The sequence below is a fragment of the Dyadobacter diqingensis genome (genome assembly GCF_024220585.1).
Classification (GTDB): domain Bacteria; phylum Bacteroidota; class Bacteroidia; order Cytophagales; family Spirosomataceae; genus Dyadobacter; species Dyadobacter diqingensis.
The window spans coordinates 58,083-79,993 of record NZ_JAMXKF010000003.1 but is presented as its reverse complement, the minus strand read 5'-3'; the positions used below and the strand labels follow the sequence as shown (position 1 = coordinate 79,993).

Below are 21,911 nucleotides of genomic sequence, written 5' to 3'. Positions count from 1 at the left end.
CCTATAACCAGCACTGAAATGTCCTTTTTTAAGTCTTTATTCTTTTTAATATCGGGAGTCTTTTTCTGTTTATCCATAAAAGCCGCAGGCCAGACCTCACCTGGCAGATTACCTGAAAGCAAGCATAAGCTGATCGTCATTGCCCATCGCGGAAACCACACGAATGTTCCGGAAAATACTTTGGCTTCCATTACCGAGGCAATAAAACATGGGGTCGATTATGTTGAAGTCGATTTGCGGACAACAAAAGATGGTCATCTTGTCATACATCATGATGCTACCGTCGACAGAGCTACCAACGGGAAGGGTAAAGTCAGTGAACACACATTGGCTGAAATCAAAACACTTCAGGTATACAATCACAACCATAAGACACACCGCATCCCTGAGTTTCGCGATGTTTTGAAATTGTGTAAGAACAAAATCAACATTTATCTCGATTTTAAGGACGCAGACGTGGCCCAAACCTGGCAACAAATTCAGGAAGCCGGAATGGAAAAACAGATTGTGGTGTATATCAACAAAAAAGAGCAATATCCAAAATGGAAGACGATTGCGCCACAAATGCCTTTGATGACGAGTATTCCCGACGAAGTAAAAAGTCAGGACCAGCTAACGGCTTTCTTAAATAAAGTAAAAATTGATGTGGTGGATAATATCGTCGATCCCGAAATTCAGAGATTTCTTCAAACCCGAAATATTTCTGTATGGCTCGATGTACAGGATCCAAAAGAAGGCCCGGATTCATGGAATATCGCGTTAAAAAAAGGGGTACAAGGTTTACAAACAGATCACCCGGAGGCGTTAATTGACTACCTGAAAAAGAACGGGTTGCGATAAGACAGGTAAATCAGTATTTTTTTCCTAAACGACTCCTTGTCAGTTTAAGCAAGATATTGTCTTTCAAAATCGCTCCCTTGGAGCCTCCTGTTTATAGAAAATATATCTCAGGCCAGATTCCCCTAACTCCATCGGAGTTTCCTCCTTATTTCCAGGAGGCTCCGAAAGAACCAGATTGCTTGGACGGCCGGATCAAAAGCTACAAATAGGAGACGGCTAAGCCGTCTTCCTCATTAAAGTTTTGAATTAGAATAACCCACACTAGCGGCAAGCAAACCTTTCCATCACCCATAAATCAGGCCGAATTCATTTTACGGAATGCTACTGATTTAATTTAGAACACGATATATTTACGCCACAAAATTTAAATTTTCCTTAACATGCCAAGACAAAATATTCTTACGGGCTCGCCGTGGGAGGACAAAATGGGTTACTGCCGCGCCGTACGTATCGGTAACATTGTAGAAGTTTCAGGAACTGTTGCTATTGTCGACGGAGAAGTAGTGAAAGCGGATGATGCTTATGCGCAAACCAATAATATCATTGAAAGAATTGCAAAGGTGTTAGAAGATGCAGGTGTTTCTCTGAAAGATGTAGTGCGTACGAGAATTTTCACCACCGACATCACGAAGTTCGATGATATCGCAAGAGCACACGGTGCCTTTTTTGGAGATATAAAACCGACAACGGGTATTTATGAAATCAGCAAACTGGTATCACCAGACTATCTTGTTGAGATCGAATTTACTGCCGTAGTTGAGTAAATGATAGTAAAGAAGAGGGGTTACGAAACATTTCGTAACCCCTCTTCTTTTTAGCTAAATAGTGCCATGATATCGTCCTGGCTCAGTTTCTTGATGAAACCAGCTTCCCCGCCTACCAAGTCTTCGGCCAGTTCCTGCTTACGTTCCTGAAGCAATAATATCTTTTCTTCAATCGTATCCTTACAGATCATTTTATAAGCAAACACCTTACGTGTCTGTCCAATCCGGTGTGTTCTGTCAATAGCCTGACGTTCCACTGCCGGATTCCACCATGGATCCATCAGATATACGTAATCCGCTTCGGTCAGGTTAAGGCCCACACCACCGGCTTTTAGACTCATTAAGAAAACCCGGCAGTTCTGGTCATTCTGGAAGCGGTTTACACGACCCGCACGATCGACAGTCTGACCGTCAAGGTATTCATATGGGATATTAACCTTTTCCAAATGCTGACGTATCAGATCAAGCATGCCCAGAAACTGGCTAAATATTAATATCTTGTGATTAGATGCATTTTCCTCGATCTCACGCACAATTTCCTCCAGCTTGGCTGAGTCGCTTCCATAATCTACGTCATCTGAAAGCAGCAAAGGTGAATCACAGATCTGGCGCAGTTTAAGCAACGCTTCAAAAATAAGGAAGTTGCTTTTGTTCAAACCGTCCGTCGCCAGTTTCTCCGCAATTTGCAGTCGGTACTTCTCACGAATTGTTTCGTAGACCTTCCGTTGCTTCTTGCCCATTTCACAATACAGAATGGTTTCCGTTTTGTCCGGCAGATCCGTCGCCACCTCTTCCTTCGTACGTTTCAGCATAAAAGGATACACCAGACGACGCAACTCTTCTGACTTCACTTTGTCCTGAAATTTATCAATCGGTGTGGCATATTCTGCACGGAAGAAATCGGCATGACCTAACAGACCCGGATTCAAAAACTCAAACTGGGAGTATAAATCAAAGGTGTTATTCTCCACCGGCGTACCCGTCATAGCCAGACGATTACTCGATTTCAGCAATCGGGAAGCCTTGGCCGTTAATGAATCCGGGTTTTTGATTGCCTGCGATTCATCAAGTACAATGTAGTTGAAATGGATTTTCTTTAACAATTCCACATCACTTCGCATCGTGCCATAAGTGGTCAGGATAATGTCATATTCGTCAAAAAATTCCAGGTCCTTACGACGGTCCATACCTCTGTGTACATACAGCTTCAGGTCTGGCGTAAACTTAGCCGACTCAGCCTGCCAGTTGAAAATCAGCGTGGTAGGAACTACGACTAAATTCGTAGACTCAGGATTTTTGTTTTTCTGATGTTGCAGGAATGTCAGCATCTGTAAGGTTTTACCTAAACCCATATCATCCGCCAAACACCCGCCCCAGCCAAATTCTTCAAGGAAATTCAGCCATTTATATCCTTCTTCCTGATAATGGCGCAGAGTCGCATTGATGTTTTCAGGAAGTGGTATACTCTCTATTTCTTTAAAATTCAGGAGCTTTTGTTTTTTCTCCCAAAGCTCCTGCAAAACTTCTTCGTTATCAATTTGCGAAGCAAGTTCTTCAATCAGCGAAAAATGGAATTTGGATAAATGTACTTCATCACCATCCACGCGGCCGAATTTCAGCAGAGGTTCAAGTTTCTGGATCCACTCTTCCGGCAAAATTCCCATGGAGCCATCTTTTAACTCAACGTAATTCTGTTTTTTAAGCAACGCTTTTTTAGCATCGGCCAGTGTTACCTGCTGATCTCCGAAACTGATCTCGATTTGCATATCAAACCAGTCAATTCCGGACGAAGCCCTGATCTGCACCTTTCCCCGGTTTGGGTTAATGCGCATTTTTTTCAGGTCTTTAAAACCTAAAAGCTGTACCTGCTTCTCCTCAACCGTATCGACAAAGTGGAATAACCATCCGTCTTTCATCACCTCATCAAAAGGAATAAAGAAAAATGGCTGGTCTGGCTGCTGTGCAAATTCCGGGTGAAGTGATTTTACCCATTCCCAATGTGCCTTTTCAGCAGTTGTATCGCGTTCAAGTAACTGGATCTTGTTATCATCAAACCCAGCTTTTGTTCTTTGATTGTCGTGGATCAGCTCTGTTTCCTCTTCTTCCACATCACCTTCGTAAACATAAGTAGGCACAATCAGCAGATTCGCTTCATCCTCTTTCAGGTAAATTCTGCCCTTCACATATTTCATCGAACTCGTTTCCAGTTCGTGACGTGTCTGGAAAATAACCTCGAAATGTTCCGTAACCGGCATCACCCAGTCCTTCATAAAACTCTCGGCATGATCCTTGCGCACCCTGATCTTGTATCCGTTCTGGCGCAGGTAATCAACCATTTCCGCGTCATTGATACTTTCCCAACGGAAAAGTATTTCGCTCTTATGGATTCCCAGCCAGAAGCTCTCAAACGAACCGGCTACCAATTGCAAATCAACCGGTTTCCCTTTTTCAATCTCAACGTATGGATTCAGGCTGATAAATTCCTGATCTTCTGTCAACACAAAAAACAATTTGGCTGGTGTCGGGTGAAGTTTTACTTCCTGAAGCTGGTTCTGGTTTGTTACATAATCATTTTCAGTAATGAACAAACGCTCTCCGCTCAGATCCTTGAAGATCCGAACGATCTGGCGCCCCACCCATTTATGTGCTTCACTCTGATAATCCGCAGATTCGTCACTTAAATGCCCGTTCGCCTGTCCGCGGCCTTTCATATATTTTTGAAGCCCTTCCGGACTGAACTGACGGGCAATGCGTACCAATCTGGAATCTCCTGCTGTTAATACCGGAATTTCCTCGGGCAGATAAGCCGTCCCGGATCCGCCGGCAATGCTGCGGATATGCGTATATTTTTGCGTTTTGGCGCTGCTTTTTGCAGAAAAAATACCAAAACCCACATCCAGTAAACTATCAAAACCACGAGGCCAGAAAACATACAGCGAAAGACGTTCGTCACCTGAATGCGAATCATTGTCAGTGACCTGGTAAGTCGGCAATAAGTCAGGAATGACCTTGTCGCGCAGCTGCTGCCAGTTTTGGTAAACACCTACTTTCTGAATACCCTTATCCTGCCGGATCAACTGTAACGCACCACCTGCATCAATCTTAAAATCAAATTTACCTTCAAGATTGTCTTCCAGGTTATAGCCATATTCGGCCAGCAGGTTTTGCTTATCCTCCGTCCAGTCACGCATCATTTCAAACGCGCGCTCGCCAAACTGATCGCGCAGTTTCAGCAACGCAATCAGCTTATGCTCGCATAACGGAACATAAAGTGTCTGATTACAGGTACAAGCCGTTTGTATCTGATTTGAATTGGGTATTTTGGTAAACTGTACCGAAAATTCCCTGTCTTTGATATTTACCTTACAGTCGGCAAACCCGTCACGCGTAGAAACGATATCTACTTTTGAAATCTGGTTGCGGTTATTCCAGTTCTCACGCTGCACAAGATCTTCGAGATATGCGTCCTTAAGAGACGGCAATATCACCATCGTGTCTGCCATTTCGTGGGCCGTGGGCTTCACGTAAGCAGGCATTTTGTCCAGAACATACAGCGTCATCGCAATCCTATGCTTGCAAAGACCGCCATAATCGTGCGTGCACGTACAGGAAGTACTTATATTCGGGGTAAGAAAATCCTGAATTGTAATCACATAATCACGGACCGAGTAATCACTTTTTACTTTGAATTCGGCATAACCTCCTCCATTGTAATCCAACTTCACAATACTATAGCCTCCGCTACTGAAAATTGATCGTCCTTGTGATAGTGTTTGGCCCTCAGAGTTTCTTCTTAAAAACTGTGATAATCGCTCCTTCCTCTCGTTGTCCATTTATCCTTGAAACTCGTTAAACCGCAAAAGTACGGTTTGTTTCTGTTTTTGTGAAGCCTGTTCTAAAAGTATAATGGAAATAGCATTAAAAAGCCTCTTATAATGCAACTAAACAGTATAATTTAATGAGGCTTTTCAGAATAAAGACGACGAAGGCTGTTTTTGGAATTTTATTGTGTACTCGCAATTACCGGTTCGATCTACCTATTTCGCATAAGGCTGATCGATAACACCGACGTAAGAAGATTTCAAACTGCCGTTCAGATATTTTTGAATATCCTTGCCCACATTGGGGTACATAAGCCGTTTTTCGAGTTCCGAAAAGGGAAGCCATACCACTTCCAGCGCAGTGGTTTCAACAGGATTTAATACCGGCAGGCCCTCTCCGATTTTCGCACTGAAAATCATGTGAAGCGTTTCTTTTTTCATTTCACTCCACAACACTTCACCACAAAGCGCCATTTCGCCAATTTCAATTTTCACGCCCAGCTCTTCCATCAGCTCCCTCCGCAGCGCTTCGGGCAAACATTCATCCGGATCGGGATTACCTCCCGGAAGTGCGTACACTTCTTTTTCTCCATACTTATAACGCATGGTTAAAACGGTTCCTTCCTGAATGATGATAACTGCCGGACGTACTTTCATGTGTGATTGGGATTGAGCTAGTGCGCTGGCAAAATAGTAACTTTCGTGATAAGTTATTCCCCAATCACCATTTTTTCGATCAGAAGCATAAAAATATGTATCACTTTGATATGTATTTCCTGAATCCGGTCGGCATAACCGAAGTGTGGAACACGGATTTCCACGTCCGCTAAACCGGCCAGTTTACCACCGTCTTTACCAGACAGGATCACCACCTTCATTCCTTTTGCTTTAGCGGCCTCTACGGCGCGAATAATATTGGCAGAATTACCGCTCGTGCTTAATCCTAAAAGCACGTCACCCGACTGGCCGAGCCCTTCCACGAATCTTGAAAATACAAATTCAAAACCAAAATCGTTGCTCACGCAGCTCAGATGACTGACATCAGAAATAGCGATTGCAGGCAATGAGCGACGATTGTCCCGGTAACGTCCGGTTAGTTCTTCCGCAAAATGCATGGCATCGCAGTGCGATCCCCCGTTTCCGCAGGAAATAATTTTATTATTGTTTAAAATCGCTTCCGCCATCAAAGACGCCGCGTTTTCTATTTTTTCTATCTGAATCGGATCACTTAAAAATGTATCGAGAACGCTTTGTGCCTCCCGAAGTTCCTGGCTAATGATATTCTGGTATCCCATACTGGTAATTTGAACAAAAATCTTTTCAACAATTAAACAAATGTATCTAATAACGGTACGCTGGCAAAAGTAAATGCAAAACCGGCCAGAATTATAACTAGATTTTTACCGCACGCAGCACGTGCCATTTTTTCCCTGGTCCTTTGTGCTTTTCTACCGAAAAACCGACGGCGGCCAGTGCTCTTTTTACAATTCCTTTGGATGAATATGTTACTAATACGCCGCCAGGCCTTGTTTGGGCCGCTATTTTGGAAAGTATTTCTTCCGTCCAAAGTTCAGGTTGGGCCTTGGGATCAAAGGCATCGTAATAAATTACATCGAAAAGTTCATCCGCAGCAAATTCCTGTAAAGTGAGATGTTCCTTTCTGAACCGGAAATATTCTGACAACTGGTGCGTCACGCCCCATTCCGACGTATGAAGTTTCATCAGTCCCGTTTCATCAGTCACGGTTTCATAATTCAGCTTGGAAGCCTCTTCCAGTGCAACGGGAAAAGCTTCAACTCCGGTATAATAAATCTGTTTGCTGTACTGTTTCGCCGCCTGCCAGGTAAGAAAGGCATTCAGCCCCGTTCCAAAACCCATTTCGAAGACGCGTATTGGCTCCTGCGAAGTTTCAAGAAAAGAAATTAACCCAAGGTTCATATAAATGTGTCTGGACTCTTTGAGAGCACCAGACACAGAATGATAATGCTGATTGTATTGAGAATTGAATAAGGAATGTGATCCGTCCTCGGTCAATTTTAGACGTTCCAAAATAAAGCCGTTGATTAAGTTGTGGCTTTAAAAATACTCAAATCATTCTTCGCAGCGTAATCCTGGTAAAGAAAATATTACCGTTCCGCTTCACGAGCAGGTCAACATTCCTGCCATCGCCACGCTGCATGAGTTTGTAAATCTCACTTACATTCAGCTCAGCAGCAGCATGATCGTCAATGTATAACAGCTGGTCGCCTTCCACCAGTCCAGCCAGTGATGCAGGTGATTTTTCCTGCACATGATTCACAAAATAGGAATGCAGATCACTGCCCTCAGCGCGGATTTCCATTCCACTCATATCATGCTCAAACTTTTCTCTCATCCGGCTTCTGACGGGTTTCAAAACCATATAACCCTCATGATAATTCATCGTCACCTTAAACCGCCTCAAAAGTTCACAGCCGATATTCCCCTGCCGTTCCACATTCGCGCCCATTTTGGCACTGAAACCCGTACTATCAGGAAATGACGCTACAATGTTATCAAGCTCAAAACGGCCCAGTTTCATCCGGTCCACACGAGCCAGATTACCGTTGATAACGCCGTTCAACCCTCTGCCAAGTTGCGCACGGATCACTTTTTCCGGTAAACGATAGGTTTCTTTCGGCGTGTTGTTAAGCAGCAACGCGTGACCGGCACCGGTATCGATCAGCACGCGGATCGGTTTTTCACGTCCGTCTGCAAACAGCGTTACGGCATCGGTAAACGGTTTCGTATCCTCAATCACGATCGGATGTTTGTCGCCTTTACTCGGTTTGTATTTATAGTTTCCGTTTTGAGTCAGCAGAAGTTCCCTTCTCGAAAAGTCGATGGTCACGACGAAATTGTTAAATATATCATAGCCAAAAATCCCATGGACGGGCACACCCACGTATTCCGACAAACGCAAAAAATCCTGTTCGATCACGACGATATTCTGATGATTCGCCCGAAGACGTCCCATGGCAAACCGGTTATCAATCGCAACATGCGCTGCCACCGATTTTCCTTCACCAGCGCCCGACAGATTAACCTTGCGTGTCAGCCTAAGCTTATCCGGTTTTAATATATGCGGATCTGTAATGATAATGGAGCTCACGCCGGTATCAAGAATAAAACGTAACGAATCTACGTCATTGATACGCGCGTAAACTAAAATGAGATTGGAGTGAAGTTCAAAAGGGATACGTGCTGTCTTATGATTTTTGTCCAAAAAATAGCCATATTTTTCTTCCGCATTGTCAGTGCCATCCACTGATGCAGCTATTGCGGCTTCAGAAATAAAGAGTGTGCTGATTAACAATAACCAGATAAAAGTTTTCATCGTGGCCTCCTTTCTTTTTTAACCTTTGTATATATTTTATTTTCATGCACTAAACGGTCTCATTTATAATGATTTATGCCATTATTACAGGGTACAAGTATTCATTTTAGCGAAATCGGTTTCTTATGTAAAAATAACTTATTATTCTATAATAAACACAAAAAAATCTTCGTATTTCATCATTATTCTGAATATATTTTTAAGAGAGAATAGAATACCGGAAATGAGGAAATAATGGTAAGTTTGTAGCGCAAAATGAAGATTTAACACAATAAAATTAATTATGCGAAAAAAAATAGTTGCCGGTAATTGGAAGATGAATAAGCTTGCAGATGAAGCAGTTGCTTTGGCGTCTGAGCTTGTTAATATAGCAAATGATGAGGTAAAAGGAGACGTAAAAGTAATTCTTTGTCCTCCTGCCATCTATCTGACGACTCTTAAAAAATATATCGAGACCTCTCCGAACTTTGCCATCGCTGCTCAGAACTGTTCTGACAAAGCATCAGGAGCATTCACTGGTGAGATTTCAGCGGCTATGCTTCAGTCCATCGGAGTTCAGTATGTATTGATCGGACACAGCGAGCGTCGTCAGTATTTTGCGGAATCGAATGAATTACTTGCCGCAAAGGTTAACATAGCGCTTGAAAACGGTGTTTCTCCGATTTTCTGCTGCGGAGAATCTCTGGATCAAAGACAAAATGAGGATTATATCGGGTTTGTAAAAAATCAGATTACCGAAAGTCTTTTCCACCTTTCTGCTGACCAATTGCTTTCTGTCGTTATCGCTTACGAACCAATCTGGGCGATCGGAACAGGCCTAACTGCCAGCGCAGAACAAGCACAGGATATGCACGCAGCATTACGCGCACATATCGCATCTAAATACGGAAGCGAAGTGGCTGAGGAAATCTCGATCCTTTACGGAGGAAGTGTAACAGCTGCCAGCGCCGACGAACTTTTTGCTTCTCCTGATATCGACGGAGGACTTGTTGGAGGTGCTTCTTTGAAGTCCCGCGAGTTTATCAACATTATCAAAGCGAGATAATCAAAACAAAAAGCGGGTTATCAGTCATTGATAACCCGCTTTCTTATCGTTTACCCGCAGTTTATATCTGGGTAATCACAAATTCCACTCTACGGTTTTTCTTTCTCTCTTCTTCCGATCCGTTTTTTGCAAGCGGTTTTGTAGCGCCAAATCCCTTCGCTTCAATACGCTGCTCGTCCACACCTTTGCTGGTTAGATACGTTTTAACCGACTTGGCCCTGTTTTCAGACAGTTCCAGATTTTTGTCAAAATCACCTACGTTATCCGTATGTCCTTCCACTCTGATCCTGATATTCGGGTTTTCCTTCATCATTTCCGCCAGTCTGTTAAGCTCGGCAAAAGATTCGGTCAGCAGGGTAAATTTTGATGTTTCAAAGTAGATATTCGGCAAAGAAATCGTTTCTCCGATAGCCAGGGGAGTCAGGTAAATATCTTTCGTGAAAGAGCCCTTTGACGACGAATCGGCAGGAGCCAGACTAAAATTTGTCCCATAATACCCCTTCGCCAAAATACGGAACTCATAACTTGCCTTGGGATCAATACCAATCCGGTAATTTCCGGAAGAAGATTTAAATTGCAGAGAATCCCCCTTTTCAACATAAGTGATCTGGGCAGGAATCTGATTTTTTGTCTTAGCATCATATACCGTCCCTCTGATCATCGAAAATTCCTCGTCCACTACCGTCGGTGCTGGTTTTTCCTCAATTTTCTCAGCTGGTTTAATTTCTTTCAAGGGCTGCTCTTTTGGTTTTTCTTTTTTGGGAGCAGTCTTCGCTATTGCTTTTGAATTTTTCTTCAAAGGATTTTTAATGTGGATTCCATAGAAATTCCAGGTTTGTCCTCCCCTTCCTGCACGCCCTTCATAAAAATCAAAAATTTCGATTCCGGGTGAAAGCCGCTCAAAATAGGCTACAAAGTCTACCACATCTCCCGGATTAACTTCTTTTTTTATGTCTGTCGGGATATCCTTTGCTTTGATCAGCTTAAATTTCACATTTACTTCTCCCGGTTTATAGAGCCTTGTCTCAGGATCGAGCCAGATCTGGTTTGGCTCAGGAACTCTCATCTGAGGTAATTGCTGGCGAAATGGACTGGGAAGCTGCTGGCTTCTAATTGATTCTTTTTCAACAAACTGCATGTAAATGATCGTATACTGATCTGTCAGTTCTACACGCTTGATTTTCACATAATCCGCCGATTGTTCCTCTACTCTCGGGTTTTCAGTTATTTGCCCGAAACTAGCAGTAAGTGAAAGCACAATAGCACAAATAAAGGTCAAAAGCGATTTACAGGTCATGGTTATTCATTGTTAATTTTTGCGAATTAACTTCAAAAACACCGTAGCGCCGGGGATAGTTTGTTAAAAATTGTTAAACCACTTTCAAAGCGGTTTAAAAGGGATAAAAGAAGCCCAAAAATCAGGGTCATAACGCTCCCATGCGTGACAGGCAAAAGGAAGTTTCCGGCCCGTGATCTCAAACGTAGCAGCCGGACTTTTCTCAAAAGAGAATTGTAAAGCTTCCTGCCAGGTTGGAAGTTTCAAAAACAGTTTCATCGGAATCAGTCTCGTTGCTTCCTGAGAAAATAACATATCTTCGTTTCCAAGCCAGGCCGGATAAAACATATTGTAAATTTTCAGATAACGCAGAAAAGCAGGGATCCGGCGAAGTGACAAGCCTCCGTTCAGCACAAAACGGCTGCCGGAAAGCGCACTGGCAAAAATATCCTTTGACGCGTCTGACAACTTATCAAATTCATCCCGATGCAGCGATGGCGCTCCGATGTAGTCATAACCTTTGCGGCACCATTCCGCGAGTTCATCACGGAAAACATAGGCGTCGAGCTGGTAGATCAGGATATATTCGTAATCTGAAAACGACTTATAAAATCCTTCCCAGATCATCAGGCGATTGTACGCATCAATTCCTTTGAAATAATCATCGTCAAAAGAAATGAACTCGATGGAAGGAAATTCCTTTCTCAATTCAGGGAAATCCAGGCTCGCCGGTTTTGCTACTTTTACCGGATAGTCGGACAAAACCGTCATACATTGCCGTAAAGACAATTTTTCAGGCTCGGTTAACGCCAACTTATAAACGGGAATGACGATTGCAACTGACGGATCCTGGCGCACTGATTTCACTGGATAATAGAATTAATTACTCAAACAGATCTCCAAAAACGGGTAACCACCAGTCTTTACTGCTAAAACTGTACTTTCCATTGACAACATCCGTAAATACGGGGATAAAACGTCTCACGCGATTTTTTGGAAGATTTGCCCTCTTGCTGAAATGGTTTTTCGCAGCGCGTAACTTCCGCAACTTATCTTTTGGATAAAGCGGAACCTGTAACAAAAGCAAATAGAGCTTTTCAAGCTTATCGGCCTTCTCCTGCAACGGGATCAGTTTTTCATCGCGATCCCGCGAAAACCGGTCTCTGAACCTCACATATTCAACTTTTGCACCGAAACCAACCTGCTGACTCGCATGAATGCGGTACGACACAAGCGGCTCGTTGATAAATTCGATTTTTTCCTGAAGACTTAAAATCATGGCGATATAAGCATCATGGATAAAATCAGGGACATGGGTTGGGAAAGGCATCAGGGCCGGCAAGGCCGATTTCCTGATGGAAAGCGTCGCTCCCGTCACGACAAATCCTTTAAACAAGATTTCATGCGATCCTCCGTGCATCCATTTATTCTGGGCTGCTTCATTAAACTCAATCTCCTCCCAGATCGTATGACCGGTTGGTTTTGAGTCGTCATCCATAATCATGGCGTCGGAGAAAACGGCATCTATTTCCGGATGCGCGTCAAAATAGGCTATTTGTTTTTTGACTTTATCGTCACGCCAGGCATCATCCTGATCAGAAAAAAAGATTATATCTCCACGGCAAAGTGAAAGGCACTTTTCAAAATTCTTGGTAGATCCCAGATTTTTTTCATTCTGATGAATGAAAACCGGGAAAGGTAATTTTTCGGAAAAAGATCTTAAAACCTGAATGGTGTCATCGGTTGACCCATCATCACACACAACCAGTTCATCAACAGGGACTATCTGATTGGCAATGCTCTCCAACTGCTCCGGCAAAAATTTTGCCCCGTTGTAAGTGCACATGGCCACTGAAATCATATTGTGTATAGAAAATTTGAATTACAAAAACGACGCAAGTTACGAGCCTATTACATTTTTTCCATACTTTTAAACTTGTAACTTATTAAATTGATCTCTTTTCTTCCTGTGTATCAGCGAGAACGAATTTTAGTTTATTTTCTGAAATTCAACGTACTATCTTTAAAGCCTGATGAAAACTGCCATCACATATAAACTAGTTTGATTATACTTGTCAAAAACCGACTACGTACTCCTCTTTAAAAATTTGAGCCATTAACAGTAACCCCAAATGCCAATAGAAGATCAACTGAAAAAGGCAATCATTCAAATGCCGCAAAAAGAAAAGGATAAGTTATTGATTCGCCTTATCACCAAGGACACCACACTCACCGACAAACTGTATTTTGAACTGATTGAAGAATCATCAACCATTACAGAACGGCGGGAATCCATTATGGCTCGCATCGTCAGACTATCCAAACATACGCAGGATACCCCCGGTTGGATTATGATGGACCTCAGAAGTTTGAGCGGAGATATTTCTTATCACGTCAAAGTAACCAAAGACAAAATGGGCGGGCTGGAATTAAATATTTTTCTGCTTAATACTTTTTTAAACCAATACGCAGATAAGCTTCGTGTGTATTCTTCACGATCAGATAAATGTGCTCTGTATATCGCTAAAAAGGCCCTGACGATCATGAATGCGTTGAATAAGCTGGACGATGACTACCGTGTAGACTACAAAAAAGACACAAATCAGATGCTTACACTGGTGCATCAGCTGTGTTCCAAAATGTACGCCAGGCAGTTCAACGTTCCCGAAGAGTGGGAATAAACCCGTTTTTAAATGTTAATCCTGGCATAACAGACTAGTCCATTTTTTTATATTTCTTGTCACCCGAAAAGCAATTTGTCCAATGAACGGCAAAACAACAGCACTACTAATCATTGATACTCAGTTTGATTTCTGCAATCCAAAAGGAACGTTGTATGTCCCTGGTGCAGAAAATGATGTTGAAAGAATAGCGCAGCTTATTGCCAATTTTGGAGAGCATATCAATCAGATTTTTGTAACGCTTGACACACACCGGGTGCTGGATATTGCGCACCCGTTATTCTGGGAAGATCCCAACGGAAATACTGTCGCTCCCTTTACCTTAATTACGTCGTCGGCAGTAAAAGCCGGAAAATGGACTCCTCGTTATGACAAAGAATATGTTTTGTCATATCTGGAAAAACTGGAACACGAGGGAGAATTCAAACATTTTATCTGGCCGGAACATTGCCTGATCGGCTCACGCGGTGCTGCACTGGACGACACGATTCTGGATGCTATACTTGCCTGGACCCATCGTACCGGCACCGATTATAAGGCGATTATAAAAGGCACCAATCCATTAACCGAGCATTTCGGGATATTCCGCGCGCAGGTTCCTATCCCTGCGGATGAAGAAACGGCACTGGATCAAAGTCTGATTTCCGAACTGGAAGCATTTGACGAGATCATCATTGTCGGCGAGGCACGGTCACACTGCGTGGCTACGAGTATCAAACAGATCCTGATTTATGCTCCGGCTCTTGTACAAAAAGTCAAGGTGCTGACCGACTGCATGTCGGACGTGACCGGCTGGGGGCATCTGGCTGATCCTATTTTCAGTGAAGCGGAGGAAAAAGGCATCGTATTCAAAACTTCTAAAGATATATTCACTACATCATGAAATTCTTTTGTCTGCGCCACAGGTCGTACTTCCTGCCTTTTTTTGTTATCTGGGCAATACTTGGAGTCCTTCAGTTTATGTTTTCCCAGAATTTTCTGATCCTCTTCGTCAACAAACACTGGACACCTTTCGCAGACATTTTTTTCAAAAATTTCACCTACGTTGGCGACGGCGCCTTCATTTTAGTTTCCGGATTAACAGCAGCCCTTTTTTCTTATCGTTTGGGTGTAAAGATATTCCTTAGTTATGCCGTTTCGGGCATTTTTGTTCAGTTTTTGAAGCAGATGGTTTTTACCGAAATCTATCGTCCACCGAAAATTCTCGCAGAGATATTGCCACTATTGCATCACGTCGATGGCGTAAAACTTTATCATTTCAATAGCTTTCCCTCAGGGCATACCACTTCCGCATTCGCACTTTTTACCGTTCTCGCACTGGAATGCAAATCGTCTGCGCTGAAACCTCTGCTGCTGATCCCGCCTTTGTTGGTCGCCTATTCACGCATGTACCTTTTGGCCCATTTCCTTGGTGATGTGTATGTGGCCGCTTTTGTAGGGATTCCAATATCGGTGCTCGTTTATTTTTACATGAACCAATATTGGGAAACACAGTCCAATCCCCGACTTAATGGCGGACTCACCAAGTTGTTCTAGTTTACCTTTTCATACCAACATCACGGCATCAACACACTGATTAATGCTTTTAACTGAAACAGGCCGAAAAATTTTTCTTGGTGTATTCGTGTTCTTCGGCTTTTTGTGGGGAATTGGCAATGCGCCGTTATTTGACGAAGACGAAGGTTTTTTTGCAGAAGGCACGAGGGAAATGGCAGTCGGCGGAGATTTCATTTCCACATTTGTAAACCAGGAACAACGCTTTGACAAACCTCCGCTGACCAACTGGCTGCAATATGGCAGCGCACAGTTATTCGGCTGGAACGAGTTTGCCATGCGTCTCCCCTCGTGCCTTGCTTCCGTTGCCTGGATGCTGCTGATTTATCTTTTCACCAAAAAGAAACTCGGTGAAAAGACAGCTTTTTTTGCAACACTGATCGCAGCCTCTTCCTTGCAGATCACCATTGTTGGCAAAGCAGCACTCGCCGACGGGCTTCTGAATATGGCATTAACCGGCGCTATGTTTTCACTGTTTGAAATCATCCATCACTACAACCGAAAATATATCTGGGCCTTTTATGTTTTTACCGGAATCGGTTTTCTGGCCAAAGGACCTATTGCTGTGTTAATTCCGGGCGCTGTTTTTATGATTTATCTCGTGAAATGGAAGTCATGGAACTCCATTCTCCGTTTGTTCAGCCCCATCGGCATTTTGCTTTTTATATTGATTGCAGCGCCTTGGTATATTCTGGAATACCAGCAAAGCGGAGAAGCCTTTATCAGCGGTTTTTTTCTCAATCACAACGTCAATCGCTTTCAAACGGCTTTTGAAGGACATTATGGCGGAATACTGTATTTTGTACCGGTACTTTTGCTGGGGCTGCTTCCTTTTACGGCTATTATTCTCAAATCTCTGAGCAAAATCGGCTACATCTGGTCGAAAAAATGGCTTTCGTTTCTGCTGATCTGGTTTCTGTTTGTCTTTATTCTTTTTTCACTTTCCGGCACCAAGCTGCATCACTACATTATTTACGGTTATTCGCCTTTGTGCGTTCTGGGAGGTTGGTACGCGGCAGGCAATAACCGTTTGCCTGTTGTCTGGCCCGCCTTTGTTCTCCTGATTTTACTGACCGTTATCCCTTTTGCGATCCCACAAGTCATTCCGAAAATAGACGACGCCTATACGCTGGATGTCCTGCAAGGTGTCTCTGCCGAATTTGACAATTACTACACCGCTTACATGGCGGCCCTGCTTGTTATCCTTGTTATAGTCTGGGTAAAAAAAGATTGGGACAATCAATGGCGCATGGGGATCACGGGGTTTGTCATTTTATTTACGATCAATATTTTATGGATGCCCCGGTTGGGTGCCTTGCTTCAGGAGCCGGTAAAAGAAGCCGCGCTGACCGCTAAAAAACGTGGGCATAAAAATGTCGTGATATTCAATCATTATAATCCCAGCTTTCATTTTTATTCCGGGCTATACGCCGAAGAACGCGAACCCCTTGCCGGTGAAATCGTTTTTGCCAGAAAACACCGTTTGAAAGATTTTACGGTACAGGAAGTGTTTTACGACAAGTACGGAATAACCCTGGCGAAAATTGCGGAACAAGCAAAATGATACTTACAGTATCAAAATAGCATAATTAATTGTCACAATTTTTTTGATGTCCACCCATCTGTGTTAGGAAAGGCAAACTAATTCAACGATTTTTGGGTTAATCTTAAGATCGGGGTATTCAAAAACCCTCGCTAATCGACCTGATTTTCTATGATGCAATTACCTGTGACCCGGATTGATGCTTCTCAATTTGACGAATTAGATCCGAGAAAATATATTCTGATTAAAGGTGCACGTGTCAATAACCTGAAAAGCGTTGACGTGGCCATTCCAAGAAATAAGCTGGTAGTCATTACCGGGCTTTCAGGTTCCGGGAAGTCTTCGCTTGCCTTTGACACATTGTTCGCTGAGGGCCAGCGGATGTACGTGGAAAGTCTGAGCAGTTATGCGCGCCAGTTTTTGGGTCGTATGGAAAAACCTGAGGTTGAATACATCAAGGGAATTTCTCCTGCCATTGCCATTGAGCAAAAAGTAAATACGCGAAATCCCCGTTCTACCGTGGGCACTTCGACCGAGATTTATGATTATCTCAAACTTCTTTTCGCTCGGATAGGCCATACCTATTCCCCGGTTTCGGGAGAACTCGTAAGAAAAGATTCCGTTACGGATGTTGTAAATTACATGCTCGATCAGGACGAAGGTACCCGTGTTTTGATCATGACACCTTTGCTCGTTCGCGATGGCCGATCAATAGCTGATGAACTGACGATACTGCTTTCAAAAGGTTATAACCGGATCATGATTAACGATGAGACGGCTTACATCGAGGAAGTATTGGAAAAACCGGAGGCATTTCCGCTTGAAGGAAAAGATATTTTTATCCTGATCGACCGTGCTTCGGTCCGCAAGGATGATGAAGACACCCAATACCGCCTTTCCGATTCTGTCCAAACAGCCTTTTTTGAAGGAGAAGGCGCCTGTTATGTTCAGGTTGTCGGTGGGGAGCAAAGAATATTTTCGGATAAGTTTGAACTCGACGGTATCGTTTTTGAAGAACCGACTGTCAATCTTTTCAGCTTCAACAATCCTTTTGGGGCTTGTAAGCGTTGCGAAGGTTTTGGTAAAGTGCTGGGGATAGACCCCGAATTGGTTATTCCTGATAAAAATCTTTCGGTTTACGACGGTGCTATTGCTCCGTGGCGCACAGAAAAGATGAGCGAATGGCTGGTACCACTGGTACGCAATGGGATCAAATTTGACTTCCCTATTCACAGACCTTATAAAGATTTAACGGCTCAGCAAAAAGAATTACTCTGGACTGGTAATGAGTATTTCCAGGGGATCAATGATTTTGTTGCCGAGCTTGAATCACAAACACATAAAATTCAGTACCGTGTTATGCTCTCGCGTTTCCGCGGACGCACGACCTGCCCGGATTGCCGTGGTTCCAGACTGAGAAAAGATGCTTCTTATGTTAAAGTAGGCGGTGCTTCCATTACAGATCTCGTGCTGATGCCGATTAAGGATGTAATTACTTTCTTTAATTCGGTGGATATTAGTGAGCATGACAGAAGTATTGCCAGAAGGATTCTGACGGAAATTGAAACCCGTCTGGATTATATGAACCGTGTCGGTTTGGGTTATCTTACGTTAAATCGTCTGACAAATTCACTTTCGGGCGGAGAATTCCAGCGGATCAAGCTCGCCACTTCACTCGGCAGCGCTTTGGTGGGTTCTATGTACATTCTGGATGAACCAAGTATTGGTTTGCATCCGAGAGATACGCAAAGACTGGTCGGTGTGCTCGAATCACTTCGTGATTTGGGTAATACGGTGATCGTGGTGGAACATGAAGAAGAGGTCATGCATGCCGCAGATCAGATCATCGATATTGGCCCCGAGGCTGGTACCGGGGGAGGAAATCTCGTTTTTCAGGGAAATTGGGAGGAAATCAGGGAACTGAAAGCCAACGGAGAGGTGAGCGGAATGCAGTCGCACACGCTTGATTTTCTGTTGGGTGAAGATTCTATTCCGGTTCCTCCGGTCCGGAGAAAAACTTTACATTTCCTTGAAATCAAGGGGGCACGCGAGAATAATCTCAAAGATCTGGACGTAAAAATTCCACTGAATAACCTTACCGTCGTTACCGGTGTAAGCGGTTCCGGAAAATCGACTTTGATCCGAAAAATTTTATACCCGGCTCTCATGCGCCTCAAAGGCGAGTTCAGTGAAGAAGTTGGGAAATTCAACGAATTATCAGGAAGTGTCGACCGGATTGAGTCGATTGAAATGATTGACCAAAATCCGATTGGAAAGTCATCCCGCTCCAACCCTGTAACCTATATCAAAGCTTACGACCATATCCGTCAGATGATGTCGGATTTGCCGCTGTCGAAAGCACGGGGTTATAAACCTTCTCATTTCTCATTCAATGTCGATGGCGGACGCTGTGAAATCTGTCAGGGAGAAGGACAGGTGAAGGTTGAAATGCAGTTTATGGCTGATATTTACCTGACTTGTGAAGGTTGTAACGGAAAACGTTTCAAACAGGAAATTCAGGAAGTACAGTATGAAGGAAAAAATGTTTCGGACATTCTGGATCTGACGGTTGATGAAGCCATTGCTTTTTTCAAAAAATCAGAACCAAAACTGGCCGATAAATTGATGCCTTTGCAAGAAGTTGGGCTGGGTTATGTGGGTCTGGGGCAATCATCCAATACACTGTCCGGCGGAGAGGCGCAGCGTGTGAAGTTAGCGTCGTTTCTCGGCAAAGGCTCTTCGCATAAGGGTAAAACCCTGTTCATTTTTGATGAGCCTACAACGGGTCTGCATTTTCATGATATCAAGAAATTACTGAAAGCAATTAACGCGCTGGTTGATCAGGGCGACAGCGTGATCATCATCGAGCACAACATGGAGGTCATTAAATGCGCCGACTGGATTCTGGATCTGGGACCGGAGGGGGGCGAAGGCGGTGGTTATCTCACTTTTGCCGGAACACCCGAGGACATGGCCAAAATCGAGGGAAACTATACCGCTGATTTTCTGAAAGATAAGATCTGAATTCAGCGCATTTAAGAATTTTAGTTGAAGTTGGAATAAAAATTGGAATTGCGAAATAAGTCACATAGATTTATGACACAATTCCATTTTTTATTGTCAGGATACGATGGAAACTAAGATGTTTAACGATAGAGCGGCACCTTATGGAGCAGTGCCCGCTTCTGATTTTGCAGTCATTAAAGCTTCCCGCGAAGGTGTTGACCGTTCTTTGGTTGACACGGTGTCCAATATGGTAAAACTCACCGATAACGAAATGGCTTACCTTCTGGGTATGACGCCACGAAACCTTCACCGGATTCCGGATGACAAACGTTTAGGAACAGATGCTTCCGAAAGGCTGCTCTTACTGAAAAATGTTTTGATCCATGCCCTGGATACTTTTGAAGGTAAAGAAACGATTGTGCGCAACTGGCTGAGAACGCCTCTCAGTGAACTGAACGATCAGAGTCCGTTGCAAATGATGGATACCATCACCGGGTTTTCATTGGTTGATGACGTTTTAGGTCGCTTAGATTACGGCTTGCCCGCCTGACAATTTCATGCCGACTGTCTACCGTATTATCCGGGAAAAATTTCGTGACCAATCCTTATCTGCTGAAGGGAGTCGTTTATTCGGTGCACGCTGGAACCCGAAAGGAACCGGGATTCTGTATACCACCTCAACACCGGAATTGGGACTGGTGGAAACACTGGCACATGCTCCCGGCGTTCGGTATGAGGATCTGCCCGTTTATTGGCTTTCAACAATAGAAATTCCGGATAACATCAGATTTTATGCAAGAGAAGATATGCCTCCGTTTTGGCAGGATAAAAATTATGAAAGAACACAGCACTGGCTGGATAGTTGGCTAAAAAAACCTAATGTTCTGGCCATTGCGCTGCCTTCGGTTATTGTTCCTTTTTCTCATAACATTCTTTTACATCCTCAACATCAGCTGTATAAACTAATTCGTTTGGTTCAACAGGAAAAAATTCCGATTGACCGGCGTCTCTGGCGTGTAAACGATTAAAAATAATTTTTCGCATTGATTTAAAATTTTGATGGCGAGATAGCCCAAAGCCTTTAAAAATAGTACTTATCTTAAAGTAAAGGCATCACTTTTCTGGCTTATTGAAGCAATAACAAACATTGAAATCATGAAATTATATAAAACCGAACACGGTATAATTCTTGAAAAGGAAGATCTCTTTTATCGTTTGCCGGAAACGGACTGGGATATCGTCGTAAACCGCGATGACCTGCACGAATGGCTGACCCTGCAAACGGAAACCTTGATTTCCTTAACTTTTACGGACGAATTCCCGATGCCGGAAGTACTCGCGCCTATCGGTACCCAGGAAGTATGGGCCTCAGGCGTGACTTACACACGCAGCAAGGAAGCGCGAATGGAGGAATCAGAAAAAGCAGGTGGCGGTAGTTTTTACGACCGCGTTTACGATGCCGAACGGCCCGAGCTTTTCTTCAAGTCTACGGCCTGGCGTGTGATTGGCAACCATGGAACCGTACGCATCAGAAGAGACTCTACCTGGGACGTCCCTGAACCGGAATTGACTTTGTTCGCCTCAGCATCCGGAACGTTGGTTGGCTATACCATTGGTAACGACATGAGCTCAAGAAGTATCGAAGGTGAAAACCCGCTGTATCTTCCGCAGGCAAAATCTTACACAGGAAGTGCTGCGCTGGGCCCTTGTCTGTATATCCCGACAGAACCTTTGTCGCCGGATACCGTCATTGACCTGTCGATTGTCCGGGGAAGTGAAGAAGTTTTTAACGGAGAAATCACGCTGTCGCAGATGAAACGCAAGGCAGATGAACTGCTTCGCTTTCTGTTCCGTGAATTGTCTTTCCCTGTTGGCTGCTATCTGATGACCGGTACCGGCATTATTCCTCCATCCGATTTTACACTTAAGGTGGGTGATGTGGTACATATCACCATTGAACCGATCGGTACGCTGACCAATACCGTTGGTTGATATTGTTATAAAAAAGCAGGTATGATCCGAAAAT

The 21,911-nt window shown here is 43.6% G+C and carries 19 protein-coding genes; 11 read left to right on the top strand and 8 right to left on the bottom strand.

Features of this window, described 5'->3' with window-relative positions:
- Positions 1 to 18 precede the first annotated feature (18 nt).
- Both M1L62_RS09470 and M1L62_RS09465 read left to right on the top strand, forming a co-directional pair.
- Positions 19 to 840 carry a glycerophosphodiester phosphodiesterase family protein gene (locus tag M1L62_RS09470; protein ID WP_254412798.1) on the top strand — a complete coding sequence of 274 codons (822 nt, stop codon included), beginning with the start codon at positions 19 to 21 and terminating at the stop codon, positions 838 to 840.
- Positions 841 to 1,220: 380 nt separating this feature from the next.
- Complete coding sequence (locus tag M1L62_RS09465; protein WP_254412797.1) at positions 1,221 to 1,604, top strand: RidA family protein; 384 nt, start codon at positions 1,221 to 1,223, stop codon at positions 1,602 to 1,604.
- Between the two features lie 50 nt (positions 1,605 to 1,654).
- Here the strand turns inward: M1L62_RS09465 and M1L62_RS09460 are convergent, their stop codons facing one another.
- From M1L62_RS09460 to M1L62_RS09440, 5 genes are all read right to left on the bottom strand, one after another.
- Positions 1,655 to 5,329, bottom strand: a complete 3,675-nt coding sequence (locus M1L62_RS09460; protein WP_254412796.1) for a DEAD/DEAH box helicase — start codon at positions 5,327 to 5,329, stop codon at positions 1,655 to 1,657.
- 312 nt (positions 5,330 to 5,641) lie between these two features.
- On the bottom strand, positions 5,642 to 6,082 hold the full coding sequence (locus tag M1L62_RS09455) for an NUDIX domain-containing protein (RefSeq protein ID WP_254412795.1): 441 nt from the start codon (positions 6,080 to 6,082) through the stop codon (positions 5,642 to 5,644).
- Positions 6,083 to 6,135: 53 nt separating this feature from the next.
- Positions 6,136 to 6,720 (bottom strand): D-sedoheptulose 7-phosphate isomerase, encoded by a 585-nt coding sequence (gene lpcA / locus M1L62_RS09450; protein WP_254412794.1) that lies wholly within the window; start codon positions 6,718 to 6,720, stop codon positions 6,136 to 6,138.
- Between the two features lie 97 nt (positions 6,721 to 6,817).
- The gene (mnmC2, locus tag M1L62_RS09445; RefSeq protein ID WP_254413385.1) at positions 6,818 to 7,459 is read right to left on the bottom strand and encodes a tRNA (5-methylaminomethyl-2-thiouridine)(34)-methyltransferase MnmC2; all 642 of its coding nucleotides are present in this window, start codon (positions 7,457 to 7,459) and stop codon (positions 6,818 to 6,820) included.
- A 52-nt stretch (positions 7,460 to 7,511) separates the two neighbouring features.
- The gene (locus M1L62_RS09440; protein WP_254412793.1) at positions 7,512 to 8,780 is read right to left on the bottom strand and encodes an aspartyl protease family protein; all 1,269 of its coding nucleotides are present in this window, start codon (positions 8,778 to 8,780) and stop codon (positions 7,512 to 7,514) included.
- Positions 8,781 to 9,063: 283 nt separating this feature from the next.
- On the opposite strand from M1L62_RS09440, the gene tpiA reads away from it, so the two are divergent.
- Entirely contained in the window at positions 9,064 to 9,825 is a 762-nt protein-coding gene (gene tpiA / locus M1L62_RS09435) for a triose-phosphate isomerase (protein ID WP_254412792.1), read from the top strand.
- A 61-nt stretch (positions 9,826 to 9,886) separates the two neighbouring features.
- On the opposite strand, the gene M1L62_RS09430 is transcribed toward tpiA, so the two are convergent.
- The 3 genes from M1L62_RS09430 to M1L62_RS09420 all read right to left on the bottom strand — a co-directional run bounded on the left by M1L62_RS09430 (position 9,887) and on the right by M1L62_RS09420 (position 12,962).
- Positions 9,887 to 11,122: an OmpA family protein gene (locus M1L62_RS09430; RefSeq protein WP_254412791.1), complete on the bottom strand. Its 1,236-nt coding sequence runs from the start codon at positions 11,120 to 11,122 to the stop codon at positions 9,887 to 9,889.
- A gap of 84 nt (positions 11,123 to 11,206) precedes the next feature.
- Positions 11,207 to 11,968, bottom strand: coding sequence for a DUF5672 family protein (locus M1L62_RS09425; RefSeq protein ID WP_254412790.1), 762 nt, complete (start codon positions 11,966 to 11,968; stop codon positions 11,207 to 11,209).
- Between the two features lie 16 nt (positions 11,969 to 11,984).
- A complete protein-coding gene (locus M1L62_RS09420; protein WP_254412789.1) occupies positions 11,985 to 12,962 on the bottom strand; it encodes a glycosyltransferase family 2 protein in 978 nt (325 codons plus the stop codon).
- Positions 12,963 to 13,233: 271 nt separating this feature from the next.
- Between M1L62_RS09420 and M1L62_RS09415 the strand changes: the two genes are divergently transcribed.
- From M1L62_RS09415 to M1L62_RS09380, 8 genes are all read left to right on the top strand, one after another.
- Complete coding sequence (locus M1L62_RS09415; RefSeq protein ID WP_254412788.1) at positions 13,234 to 13,782, top strand: hypothetical protein; 549 nt, start codon at positions 13,234 to 13,236, stop codon at positions 13,780 to 13,782.
- 82 nt (positions 13,783 to 13,864) lie between these two features.
- Positions 13,865 to 14,665, top strand: a complete 801-nt coding sequence (locus M1L62_RS09410) for a cysteine hydrolase family protein (protein WP_254412787.1) — start codon at positions 13,865 to 13,867, stop codon at positions 14,663 to 14,665.
- The gene (locus M1L62_RS09405) at positions 14,662 to 15,318 is read left to right on the top strand and encodes a phosphatase PAP2 family protein (RefSeq protein WP_254412786.1); all 657 of its coding nucleotides are present in this window, start codon (positions 14,662 to 14,664) and stop codon (positions 15,316 to 15,318) included. Before M1L62_RS09410 ends, M1L62_RS09405 begins: the two co-directional genes overlap by 4 nt.
- Positions 15,319 to 15,361: 43 nt before the next feature.
- A complete protein-coding gene (locus M1L62_RS09400; RefSeq protein WP_254412785.1) occupies positions 15,362 to 16,900 on the top strand; it encodes an ArnT family glycosyltransferase in 1,539 nt (512 codons plus the stop codon).
- 150 nt (positions 16,901 to 17,050) lie between these two features.
- Complete coding sequence (uvrA, locus tag M1L62_RS09395) at positions 17,051 to 19,903, top strand: excinuclease ABC subunit UvrA (RefSeq protein ID WP_254412784.1); 2,853 nt, start codon at positions 17,051 to 17,053, stop codon at positions 19,901 to 19,903.
- Positions 19,904 to 20,009: 106 nt separating this feature from the next.
- Entirely contained in the window at positions 20,010 to 20,435 is a 426-nt protein-coding gene (locus M1L62_RS09390; RefSeq protein ID WP_254412783.1) for an Xre family toxin-antitoxin system antitoxin, read from the top strand.
- Between the two features lie 7 nt (positions 20,436 to 20,442).
- On the top strand, positions 20,443 to 20,913 hold the full coding sequence (locus tag M1L62_RS09385) for an RES family NAD+ phosphorylase (RefSeq protein WP_254412782.1): 471 nt from the start codon (positions 20,443 to 20,445) through the stop codon (positions 20,911 to 20,913).
- 127 nt (positions 20,914 to 21,040) lie between these two features.
- Positions 21,041 to 21,877, top strand: a complete 837-nt coding sequence (locus M1L62_RS09380) for a fumarylacetoacetate hydrolase family protein (protein ID WP_254412781.1) — start codon at positions 21,041 to 21,043, stop codon at positions 21,875 to 21,877.
- The last annotated feature ends 34 nt before the right edge of the window (positions 21,878 to 21,911 follow it).

What these genes read in the sequence shown, in the direction of transcription:
- M1L62_RS09470 (WP_254412798.1), top strand. Translation starts at nt 19, where the DNA reads ATGTCCTTTTTTAAGTCTTTATTCTTTTTAATATCGGGAGTCTTTTTC.
- M1L62_RS09465 (WP_254412797.1), top strand. Translation starts at nt 1,221, where the DNA reads ATGCCAAGACAAAATATTCTTACGGGCTCGCCGTGGGAGGACAAAATG.
- M1L62_RS09455 (WP_254412795.1), bottom strand. Translation starts at nt 6,082, where the DNA reads ATGAAAGTACGTCCGGCAGTTATCATCATTCAGGAAGGAACCGTTTTA.
- lpcA (WP_254412794.1), bottom strand. Translation starts at nt 6,720, where the DNA reads ATGGGATACCAGAATATCATTAGCCAGGAACTTCGGGAGGCACAAAGC.
- M1L62_RS09440 (WP_254412793.1), bottom strand. Translation starts at nt 8,780, where the DNA reads ATGAAAACTTTTATCTGGTTATTGTTAATCAGCACACTCTTTATTTCT.
- tpiA (WP_254412792.1), top strand. Translation starts at nt 9,064, where the DNA reads ATGCGAAAAAAAATAGTTGCCGGTAATTGGAAGATGAATAAGCTTGCA.
- M1L62_RS09430 (WP_254412791.1), bottom strand. Translation starts at nt 11,122, where the DNA reads ATGACCTGTAAATCGCTTTTGACCTTTATTTGTGCTATTGTGCTTTCA.
- M1L62_RS09420 (WP_254412789.1), bottom strand. Translation starts at nt 12,962, where the DNA reads ATGATTTCAGTGGCCATGTGCACTTACAACGGGGCAAAATTTTTGCCG.
- M1L62_RS09415 (WP_254412788.1), top strand. Translation starts at nt 13,234, where the DNA reads ATGCCAATAGAAGATCAACTGAAAAAGGCAATCATTCAAATGCCGCAA.
- M1L62_RS09410 (WP_254412787.1), top strand. Translation starts at nt 13,865, where the DNA reads ATGAACGGCAAAACAACAGCACTACTAATCATTGATACTCAGTTTGAT.
- M1L62_RS09405 (WP_254412786.1), top strand. Translation starts at nt 14,662, where the DNA reads ATGAAATTCTTTTGTCTGCGCCACAGGTCGTACTTCCTGCCTTTTTTT.
- M1L62_RS09400 (WP_254412785.1), top strand. Translation starts at nt 15,362, where the DNA reads ATGCTTTTAACTGAAACAGGCCGAAAAATTTTTCTTGGTGTATTCGTG.
- uvrA (WP_254412784.1), top strand. Translation starts at nt 17,051, where the DNA reads ATGATGCAATTACCTGTGACCCGGATTGATGCTTCTCAATTTGACGAA.
- M1L62_RS09390 (WP_254412783.1), top strand. Translation starts at nt 20,010, where the DNA reads ATGGAAACTAAGATGTTTAACGATAGAGCGGCACCTTATGGAGCAGTG.
- M1L62_RS09385 (WP_254412782.1), top strand. Translation starts at nt 20,443, where the DNA reads ATGCCGACTGTCTACCGTATTATCCGGGAAAAATTTCGTGACCAATCC.
- M1L62_RS09380 (WP_254412781.1), top strand. Translation starts at nt 21,041, where the DNA reads ATGAAATTATATAAAACCGAACACGGTATAATTCTTGAAAAGGAAGAT.